Annotated in this window: 9 protein-coding genes; 8 read left to right on the forward strand and 1 reads right to left on the reverse strand. The window is 67.7% G+C overall.

Features of this window, described 5'->3' with window-relative positions:
- Positions 1 to 437 precede the first annotated feature (437 nt).
- The 8 genes from AC3WQZ_RS25210 to msrQ all read left to right on the forward strand — a co-directional run bounded on the left by AC3WQZ_RS25210 (position 438) and on the right by msrQ (position 8,572).
- A complete protein-coding gene (locus tag AC3WQZ_RS25210) occupies positions 438 to 1,097 on the forward strand; it encodes a c-type cytochrome (RefSeq protein ID WP_010812367.1) in 660 nt (219 codons plus the stop codon).
- A 187-nt stretch (positions 1,098 to 1,284) separates the two neighbouring features.
- Complete coding sequence (locus AC3WQZ_RS25215; protein WP_011616156.1) at positions 1,285 to 3,471, forward strand: cytochrome c biogenesis protein ResB; 2,187 nt, start codon at positions 1,285 to 1,287, stop codon at positions 3,469 to 3,471.
- Positions 3,472 to 3,520: 49 nt separating this feature from the next.
- Positions 3,521 to 4,687: a c-type cytochrome biogenesis protein CcsB gene (ccsB, locus tag AC3WQZ_RS25220; RefSeq protein ID WP_136227831.1), complete on the forward strand. Its 1,167-nt coding sequence runs from the start codon at positions 3,521 to 3,523 to the stop codon at positions 4,685 to 4,687.
- A gap of 159 nt (positions 4,688 to 4,846) precedes the next feature.
- Positions 4,847 to 5,287 (forward strand): COG4315 family predicted lipoprotein, encoded by a 441-nt coding sequence (locus tag AC3WQZ_RS25225; RefSeq protein WP_011616154.1) that lies wholly within the window; start codon positions 4,847 to 4,849, stop codon positions 5,285 to 5,287.
- 27 nt (positions 5,288 to 5,314) lie between these two features.
- Positions 5,315 to 5,857, forward strand: coding sequence for an RNA polymerase sigma factor (locus tag AC3WQZ_RS25230; protein WP_010812363.1), 543 nt, complete (start codon positions 5,315 to 5,317; stop codon positions 5,855 to 5,857).
- Positions 5,854 to 6,693 (forward strand): anti-sigma factor family protein, encoded by an 840-nt coding sequence (locus AC3WQZ_RS25235; protein ID WP_492301451.1) that lies wholly within the window; start codon positions 5,854 to 5,856, stop codon positions 6,691 to 6,693. The genes AC3WQZ_RS25230 and AC3WQZ_RS25235 overlap by 4 nt, the downstream gene beginning before the upstream one ends.
- Before the next feature lie 179 nt (positions 6,694 to 6,872).
- Positions 6,873 to 7,874, forward strand: a complete 1,002-nt coding sequence (gene msrP / locus AC3WQZ_RS25240) for a protein-methionine-sulfoxide reductase catalytic subunit MsrP (RefSeq protein WP_010812361.1) — start codon at positions 6,873 to 6,875, stop codon at positions 7,872 to 7,874.
- Positions 7,874 to 8,572, forward strand: a complete 699-nt coding sequence (gene msrQ, locus AC3WQZ_RS25245) for a protein-methionine-sulfoxide reductase heme-binding subunit MsrQ (protein WP_010812360.1) — start codon at positions 7,874 to 7,876, stop codon at positions 8,570 to 8,572. Before msrP ends, msrQ begins: the two co-directional genes overlap by 1 nt.
- Positions 8,573 to 8,591: 19 nt before the next feature.
- Here msrQ and lysA read toward each other — a convergent pair whose 3' ends face one another.
- A complete protein-coding gene (gene lysA, locus AC3WQZ_RS25250) occupies positions 8,592 to 9,851 on the reverse strand; it encodes a diaminopimelate decarboxylase (RefSeq protein ID WP_010812359.1) in 1,260 nt (419 codons plus the stop codon).
- Positions 9,852 to 9,882: the final 31 nt, after the last annotated feature.

Below are 9,882 nucleotides of genomic sequence, written 5' to 3' on the forward strand. Positions count from 1 at the left end.
CGCCAGGGTGGGATGGCTGGCGGCCTGGGCCGCCCGCCGGGGTTGATCTGGCGCAGCCCGAAAGGGGCATGACAAGGCGCAAGGCATCAATCCGGCACATAACTTATTGTACAATACGCCGGTTTACGGTCTCCTGAACGGGTGACGCGTGGCATCCATGGCCGCGTGCCTCGGCTGCCGTCGTCCGGGCGGGAAGCCTAGTGTGTCGTTCCATCGTGGGCAGGGCCTTTGCCCCGCATTGCGCGTTGCACCGGAGGGTGCGGCGGCTGCGGGAGCGGGCTGGCGGGGTCTGCCGCCACGGCCAGCGCTTTGCGGATCGGTCAGCCGCGCGCGGGTCGCCACGATACCAGCCTTTGCACCGGCGCGTCCTCACCGCCGGCAAAGCGCCGGGGCGGCACGCATCACGGTATCCAAAACAATTCAGAGAAGGTGTGCGAATGAACCGCATTGCGAAGATTCTGGGTGTCCTGGCTTTGGCCGTTCCTGCCGCCGCCCTTTCCGGAATGGCATCTGCCGCAGAGCAGGCCGCCGCAAAGGCTGACCCGGCCAAGGGTGAAACGCTGTACACGCAAGGTGCCCCCGACCGCAATGTGCCCGCCTGCCTGAGCTGCCACGGCGCCGCCGGCAACAGTGCCGCCGCCGCCAACCCGAAGCTGGCCGCCCAGCATCCCGAGTACGTCCACAAGCAGCTGGCCGACTTCAAGTCCAAGGCACGCAACAACGCGATCATGGTGCCGATGGCGTCGGTGCTGACCGACGAGGAAATGCGCAACGTCGGCGCCTACCTGGCCAAGCAGTCGCTCAAGCCGGCCACCGCCAAGAACAAGGACACCATCGAAGCCGGCCAGAAGATCTACCGCGGCGGCATCGCAGCCAAGGGCGTGCCCGCCTGCGCCGCCTGCCACGGTCCTACTGCGGCCGGCATCCCCGCCCAGTACCCGCGCATCGGCGGCCAGTGGGCGGACTATACCGAGGCACAACTGGTGGCATTCCGCCAGGGCACCCGCAAGAACAACCCGGTCATGACGACCATCGCCGCCAAGATGTCGGATGCCGAGATCAAGGCGGTGGCGGATTACGTCGCCGGCGTTCGATAACGATTCCGCGACTCCGCTGGCGCCCGCCAGGCGCCGGCGCGTTGGTTTGGCGGTCCCCCGTTCCGGCGGGGGGGCCGCGGCATGCAACCGAACGCGCCTGTCACAATCGAAAAGGGTGGCCTGCTTGCCAAAGCATGTCCGCCCTTTTTTCATTTCCAGCCGCACGTTGTTTTAGGTTTCCCTGCACATGTCGACCGCTTCCACTTCAGGGCTGCACCTGAAGACCTCTCACCGCGTGCTGCGCGACGCGGTCGAATTGTTGTCCTCGATGCGCTTCGCGATCGCGCTGCTGACGGTGATCTCCATCGCCAGCGTGATCGGCACCGTGCTCAAGCAGAACGAGCCGTATCCCAACTACGTCAACCAGTTCGGGCCGTTCTGGGCCGATGTGTTCCACACGCTGTCGCTGCAGAAGGTCTACGGTTCCTGGTGGTTCCTGCTGATCCTGGCCTTCCTGGTGGTGTCGACCAGCCTTTGCCTGATCCGCAATGCGCCCAGGATGGTGGCGGACATGCGCTCGTGGAAGGACCATGTGCGCGAGCGCAGCCTGCGCGCCTTCCATCACCGCGGCGAATTCGACGGCGCGCGCCCGCGCACCGAGGCGGTGAGCCGCCTGTCGGCGCTGCTGCGCAACCGCGGCTACCGCCTCAAGGCGGTCGAGCATGACGGCGCCACCCTGCTGGCGGCCAAGGCCGGCGCGGCCAACAAGGCCGGCTATATCCTGGCGCACACCGCCATCGTGGTGATCTGTATTGGCGGCCTGCTGGACGGCGACCTGCTGATCCGCGCGCAGATGTGGCTGGGCGGCAAGACCCCGATCAGCGGCAACGCGGTCATCAGCGAGATCCCGCCGCAGCACCGGCTGTCGGCGAGCAACCCGGGCTTTCGCGGCAACGCCTACGTGCCCGAGGGCTCGACCGTCTCCACCGCTATCCTGAACATCTCGGACGGCGCGCTGGTGCAGGACCTGCCTTTCGCGATCACGCTCAAGAAGTTCAAGGTCGATTTCTACGAGACCGGCATGCCCAAGCTGTTTGCCTCGGACGTGATCGTGACCGACCGCGCCACCGGCAAGCAGACCGAGGCCACCATCAAGGTGAACGAGCCGCTGATCGTCGACGGCATCGCCATCTACCAGTCCAGCTTCGAGGACGGCGGCTCGCGCCTGAAGTTCGTCGGCTACCCGATGCAGGGCAGCGGCCACGCCACCTTCACCATCGATGGCGCGGTGGGCGGCAACAAGCCGCTGGCGGGCACCGGCACCAGCGCCGACAGCGATGGCCTGACGGTCGAGTTCAGCGACTTCCGGCTGATGAATATCGAGAACGTCACCGATGCCTCGGGCAAGCCCGACGCGCGTGGCGTGGCGCGCAAATCGTTCAACGAGACCCTGGAAAAGCACCTGGGCGCCGCCGCCAGCACCGACCGCGCCAAGACGCTGCGCAATGTCGGCCCGTCGGTGCAGTACAAGCTGCGCGACCGCACCGGCCAGGCGCGCGAGTTCAACAACTACATGGTGCCGGTGCAGATGGACGGCCAGTCGGTGTTCCTGGCCGGCATGCGTGAATCGCCCAGCGAACCATTCCGCTATCTGCGCATCCCCGCCGACGACCAGGGCAGCGTGGCCGACTGGATGCGCCTGCGCGCCGCGCTGCAGGACCGCGCGCTGCGCGGCGAAGCCGCGCGTCGCTTTGCGCTGGCGTCGATGCCGGGCGATGACAAGGCCGACCTGCGCCGCCAGCTGGCCGAAAGCTCGCTGCGTGCGCTCGACCTGTTCGCCGGCGCCACGCGGCCCACGCCGGATTCGCCCCCGGGCGGTTTCACCGCGATCGCCGCCTTTCTCGAGAAATCCGTGCCCCCGGCCGAGCAGCAGAAGGCCGCCGACGTGCTCCTGAAGATCCTGAACGGTTCGATGTGGGAGCTGTGGCAGCTGGCGCGCGCCCAGGACAAGCTGCCGGTGGTGGCCAACAGCGCCCAGAGCGGCACCTTCCTGCAGCAGGCCATCAACGCGCTGTCGGACAGTTTCTTCTACGGCGCGCCGGTGTTCCTGCAGCTCGACGACTTCAAGGAGATCAAGGCCAGCGTGTTCCAGCTGACCCGTGCGCCGGGCAAGAACATCGTGTATCTTGGCTGTCTGCTGCTGGTGCTGGGCGTGTTCGCGATGTTCTATATACGCGAGCGCCGGGTCTGGATCTGGGTGAAAGACAAGCCCGCCGAGGGCGACACCGAGCCTGGCAGCCATGTGCTGATGGCGATGTCGACCCAGCGCCGCACGATGGATTTCGAAAAGGAATTCACGGCGCTGCGTGACGATATCGGCCGCGCCGCAGGGGGCCGCAGCGAGGCGCCCGAGCCCGCCGGCACCCCCCACTGAATTGAGCAGGTACGCTATGTCCTCAAATGTGAACCAGGCCGGTCCCGCCATGCGCGGCACCACGCGCGCCGACACCGGCGCTGACGAGGCCTATCTCGAACCTTCCTTCCTGCGCCGTCTGACCTGGGTGGACTGGCTCTTTGCGCTGGCGCTGGCGGTTGGCGCCGGCGTGGCGCTGTCGCAATACGGGCAGTGGATGGATGGCTACGACAAGGCCGTGCTGATCGGCGCCGTGCCTACCTTCGCGCTGCTCGGCTGGCACTGGAAGGCGGTGCGCCCGCTGATGCTGGCGCTCACCGCGCTGTCGCTGTTCGCGATCCAGCTCTACCAGGGGCAGCTGGCGCGCGCGGACCAGGCCTTCTTCCTGAAGTACTTCCTGTCGAGCCAGTCAGCCATCCTGTGGATGAGCGCGCTGGTGTTCCTGTCCACGCTGTTCTACTGGCTCGGGCTGGCGGCGCGCTCGAACACGGGCTACAGCATCGGCAGCAAGCTGTGCTGGGGCGCGGTGGTGCTGGGCTTCACCGGCCTGCTGGTGCGCTGGTACGAGTCCTACCTGATCGGCACGGACATCGGCCACATCCCCATTTCCAACCTCTATGAAGTGTTCGTGCTGTTCACGCTGATCACTTCGCTGTTCTACCTCTACTACGAAGGCCGCTACGCCACGCGCGCGCTGGGTCCGTTCGTGATGCTGGTGGTGTCGGCCGCGGTGGGCTTCCTGCTGTGGTACACGGTCAGCCGCAATGCGCAGGAGATCCAGCCGCTGGTGCCGGCGCTGCAAAGCTGGTGGATGAAGATCCACGTGCCGGCCAACTTTATCGGCTACGGCACCTTTGCGCTGGCGGCGATGGTCTCGGTGGCCTACCTGCTCAAGCAGCGCGGCATCCTGGCCGAACGCCTGCCATCGCTGGAACTGCTCGATGATGTGATGTACAAGGCCATTGCAGTCGGCTTTGCCTTCTTCACCATCGCCACCATCCTGGGCGCGCTGTGGGCGGCCGAGGCCTGGGGCGGCTACTGGAGCTGGGACCCGAAGGAAACCTGGGCGCTGATCGTCTGGCTGAACTACGCGGCGTGGCTGCACATGCGGCTGATGAAGGGCCTGCGCGGCACGGTGGCGGCCTGGTGGGCGCTGGTCGGCCTGCTGGTGACGACCTTTGCGTTCCTGGGCGTCAACATGTTCCTGTCGGGCCTGCACAGCTACGGCGAACTGTGACGCGGCGCCATGCTGCAATGCAAGAACCTGCCTCCGGGCAGGTTTTTTTTCGTCTTTTTTCAATTTTTCTGGATGCCCATGGAATAAAGGCGTCACATCCGGTGTTTACTTGAGGAGCGGTGCCGGCTGGCGGCACCGGTTTGCATGGAGAACAAGATCATGGCACGTGTGCGTCTTACCACTGCAGCATCCCTCGTTCGTCCCGCCGCGCTCGCGCTCGGCTGTGCGGCTGTCCTGCTCGCCGGTTGTTCCGGCATGGGCCTGGGCGGTGGCGGCGGCGCCGGCAACTTGCCGCCCACGGTGAAGGTGACCAGTGGCGTGCTGACCGATCCGCAGGGCCTGACGCTGTACACCTTCGACCGCGACACCGCCGGCAGCGGCAAGAGCGCCTGCAATGGCCCGTGCGCCACCAACTGGCCGCCGCTGATGGCCGCGCCTGGCAGCAATGCGTCGGGCCAGTACACCATCATCACGCGCGATGACGGCGGCAAGCAGTGGGCGTACCGCGGCATGCCGCTGTACCGCTTTGCCAAGGACGCCAAGCCGGGCGACCGCACCGGCGACAACCTCAACAACGTCTGGCACGTGGCCAAGCCCTGACGCTTCGGCAGCCACCGCAGCCACGGCATGGAAGGGTTTGACGGCCAGCTCGTCGCGCTGGCGCCGCGGCTGCGGCGCCATGCGCGCGGCCTCACCGGCGACGCGGCGCTGGCCGACGACCTGGTGCAGGACACGCTCGAGCGCGCGCTGCGCTACCGCTGGCGCTTCCGCCTGCGCCCCGGCGCCTGGTGGGGCGACGGCGCCGATGGCCTGCTGCCGTGGCTGCTGACCCTGATGCACCGCCTGCGCCTGAATACCGTGCGCAGGAAGGAACTGGTGGTCACCACCGAGACGCTGCCCGAGGTCAGCGCCCCCGCTGACGACCCCGGCCTGCGCCGCGACCTGGTGCAGGCGCTGGCGCAACTGCCGGAGGCGCAGCGCGCGGTGCTGCTGCTGGTCAGCCTGGAACAACTGACGTACGCCGAGGCCGCGCGCGTGCTCGATATTCCGCAGGGCACGGTGATGTCGCGCCTGGCGCGGTCGCGCGAGCAGATGCGGCGGCTGCTCGACGGCAAGGCGCCCGCTGCCGTGCCGGCAGCTTCCGGCAAGCCCCTGCAGCGGGTGAAATGATGTCCGCCATCCACGAAGCCGATCTACATGCCTACGCCGATGGCCAGCTTTCCGGCGCGCGGCGCGCCGCCGTGGAGGCGTACCTGGCGCAGCACCCGGAGGCGGCGGCACAGGTCGCAGTCTGGCGCAGGCAGGCCGATGCCCTGCACGGGGCGCTGGATCCCGTACTGAACGAACCCGTACCGCTCGCGGCCTTGCCGCCGGGGCTGCACGGAGATCGCAAGCGCAATGCCGCGCGAACCAGGCCGCGATGGGCGATGGCGCTGGCGGCCACCTGCGCGTCGGTGGCGCTGCTGGCGGTGGGCGGCGCTCTCGGCTGGCTGGCACATGACCGCTTTGGCGGCAGCACGCTGGTGCTGGCGCCCGGCGAGCGCTTTGCGCGCGAGGCGCTGGCGACGCACGCGGTCTACGCTCCGGAAATGCGCCACCCGGTTGAAGTCGCGGCGACGGAAGAGGCCCATCTGATCGCATGGCTGTCCAAGCGCCTGGGCACGGCGCTGCAGGTGCCGGACCTGCGCGCGCAGGGCTTCCACCTGATTGGCGGCCGCCTGGGCGTGGCCGAAGGCGGCCCGTCGGCCATCCTGATGTATGAAGCGGACGACGGTACGCGCCTGTCGCTGCAGTTGCGGCGCATGGCACAGGGCACGCCCGATACGGGCTTCCGCGTCGAGCGCATGCCAGGCGCAGGCTCCAGGCGGCCAGCCGCCGGCCGCGACCCGATGATGGCCTTCTACTGGATCGACCGCGACCTGGGCTTTGCGCTGGCGGGCCCGCTGGAGCGGGCGCGGCTGCTCACGGTGGCTCAGATGGTGTACCAGCAATACCAGGGCGGATAGCCGCGCGCGAGGTGCTGGCGGCACATTGCGTGCGCCTGGCGCCTCATGACCCGCGGCATTCCGACGCAGGCACAAAAAACTGTCAGGACTGGCCAGCACTCTCCGACCAAGGCCAGAGTCCAATCCTGCAAGCGTGTGGGCGCGACCGGCGCCGGCACGGCCAGGCAACGAGGAAAACCATGCTGATCCCTTCCCCCAAATGGCTGCGCGGCGGCGATATCGCCGCCGGCGAGGTCACGCCCCGTCACGTCTTCGAAGCGCGCCGCCGCATGCTGGCGCTGGCCGCGGCCGGCGCAGCCGGCAGCACGCTGGCGCCGTGGTTTGCGCGCCAGGCCCTGGCGCAGGGGCAGCACGGCCAGAAGCTGGCCGCCACGCCCAACAACGCCTATGTCATCACCGACAAGCGCACGCCCTTCGAGGACGTCACCACCTACAACAACTTCTACGAATTTGGCACCGACAAGTCCGACCCGGCGCGCAACGCCGGCACGCTGCGCCCGCGCCCATGGCAGGTGTCGGTGGAGGGGCTGGTGAAGAAGCCCAAGGTCTATGACCTGGACGAGCTGATGAAGCTGGCGGCAATGGAAGAGCGCGTCTACCGCCTGCGCTGCGTGGAGGGTTGGTCGATGGTGATCCCGTGGGTCGGCTACCCGCTGGCCGAGCTGATCCGGCGCGTCGAGCCGCAGCCTGGTGCCAGGTACATCCAGTTCATCACGCTGGCCGACAAGAAGCAGATGCCCGGCGTCAGCAGCGGCGTGCTCGACTGGCCGTACAGCGAGGGCCTGCGCATGGACGAGGCCATGCACCCGCTGGCGCTGCTGACCTTCGGCCTGTACGGCGAGGTCCTGCCCAACCAGAACGGCGCGCCGGTGCGCATGGTGGTGCCGTGGAAGTACGGCTTCAAGAGCGCCAAGTCGATCGTGAAGATCCGCTTTGTCGACAAGCAGCCGCCCACCAGCTGGAACCTGGCCGCGCCGCAGGAATACGGCTTCTATTCGAACGTGAATCCGGACGTGGACCATCCGCGCTGGAGCCAGGCCACCGAGCGCCGCATCGGCGAGGAGCGCGGCAGCGGCTTTGGCGCGTTGTTCGCACCCAAGCGCAAGACCCTGCCGTTCAATGGCTACGGCCAGCAGGTGGCGTCGCTGTACCAGGGCATGGACCTGAAGAAGTTCTTCTGATGCAAGGCGAGCGCATGGCTACCTCTTCCACCAGCGCCGCCGCCGTGGCGGCGCGCAAGCCGGCCGGCCTGGCTACGCTGTCGCCGCAGCGCGTGCGCGCGCTCAAGCTTGCGGTCTGGCTGCTGGCGCTGCTGCCGTTCGTACGGCTGCTGTACCTGGGTGCCACGGAGCAGTTCGGCGCCAATCCGCTTGAATTCGTGACGCGCTCCACCGGCACCTGGACGCTGGTGATGCTGTGCCTGACGCTGACCATCACCCCGATGCGCCGCCTCACTGGCTGGAACTGGCTGATCAAGCTGCGGCGCATGCTGGGCCTGTTCGCGTTCTTCTACGGCCTGCAGCACTTCCTGCTGTGGATCGGGGTGGACCGCGGCTTTGACCTCGCCTACATGATCAAGGACGTGTACAAGCGGCCCTTCATCACGGTGGGTTTCACCGCCTTCATGCTGATGATTCCGCTGGCGCTGACTTCCACCAATGGCATGGTGCGCTGGCTGGGCGGCAAGCGCTGGCAGGCGCTGCACAAGCTGGTCTATGCGATTGCGGTGCTGGCCATCCTGCACTACTGGTGGCACAAGGCGGGCAAGAACGACTTTGGCGAAGTGTCGATCTATGCGGCGGTGGTGTTCGTGTTGCTGGGGATGCGGCTGTGGTGGCGGCTGCGCAAGCCCGCGGGGGCGCGCCAGCCCGCCGCGTAGGCGGGCCGGGCTTGGGGTCTTAGTCCTGCAGCAGGCGCTCGTCGCGGAACAGGTCCTCGACCAGTTCGCGCTCGCGCACCAGGTGCACGCTGGCGCCATCGACCATCACTTCGGCGGCGCGCGGACGGGTGTTGTAGTTGGAGCTCATGGTGAAGCCGTAGGCGCCGGCCGACATCACTGCCAGAAGGTCGCCCGGCTGCACCGCGAGCGCGCGGTCGCGGCCGAGCCAGTCACCGGATTCGCACACCGGGCCGACGATGTCGTAGGTCGCCGCTTGCGCGTCGCGCAGCACCACCGGCTCGATGCGGTGGTAGGCCTCGTACATGGCCGGGCGTGCCAGGTCGTTCATGGCGGCATCGACGATGCAGAAGTTCTTGGCCGCGCCGGGCTTGAGGAACTCCACCTGCGTCAGCAGCACGCCGGCGTTGCCCACCAGCGAGCGGCCCGGCTCGAACAGCACCTCGCGGTGGCCGTGGCCGCGCGCGGCCACGCGTTCCAGCAGCGTGGTGGCAAAGCCGGTGATGTCCGGCGGGGTTTCGTCGGTGTAGGTGATGCCCAGGCCGCCGCCCACGTCGATATGCTCCAGGCGGATGCCGTCGCGCTCGAGCGCCTCGACCACGTCCAGCACCTTGTCCAGTGCTTCCAGATAGGGCTCGACCTCGGTGATCTGCGATCCGATATGGCAGTCGATGCCAGTCACTTCCAGGTGCGGCAGCGCGGCCGCGGCGCGGTAGGTCGGCAGCACGTCCTCGAAGGCGATGCCGAACTTGTTGCCCTTCAGGCCGGTGGAGATATACGGGTGCGTCTTGGCATCCACGTCCGGGTTGATGCGCAGCGACACGCGCGCACGCTTGCCCACGCGGCCGGCCACTTCGTTGAGGCGGTCCAGCTCGGGGATCGACTCGACATTGAAGCAACGCACGTCATGTGCCAGCGCCAGTTCCATTTCCGCCGCGCTCTTGCCCACGCCCGAGAACACTACCTTGCGCGGGTCGCCGCCGGCGGCCAGCACGCGCTTGAGTTCGCCGCCCGAGACGATGTCGAAGCCGGCGCCCAGCTTGGCAAACACCTGCAGCACCGCCAGGTTGGAGTTTGCCTTCATGGCGTACTGGACCTGCGCCTTGCGGCCCTGGCAGGCGGCGGCGTAGGCCTGGTAGGCAGCGGTCAGCGCCGCGCGCGAGTACACATAGGTGGGCGTGCCGAATTCAGCGGCGATGCGCGCCAGCGGCACCTGCTCGACGGCAAGCGCGCCGTCCTGGCGATGGAAAAATGCGGTCATGGTTATCGGGTGGTGGGGGCGGCAGGAGACG

It is taken from the genome of Cupriavidus sp. FW305-26, assembly GCF_058787975.1.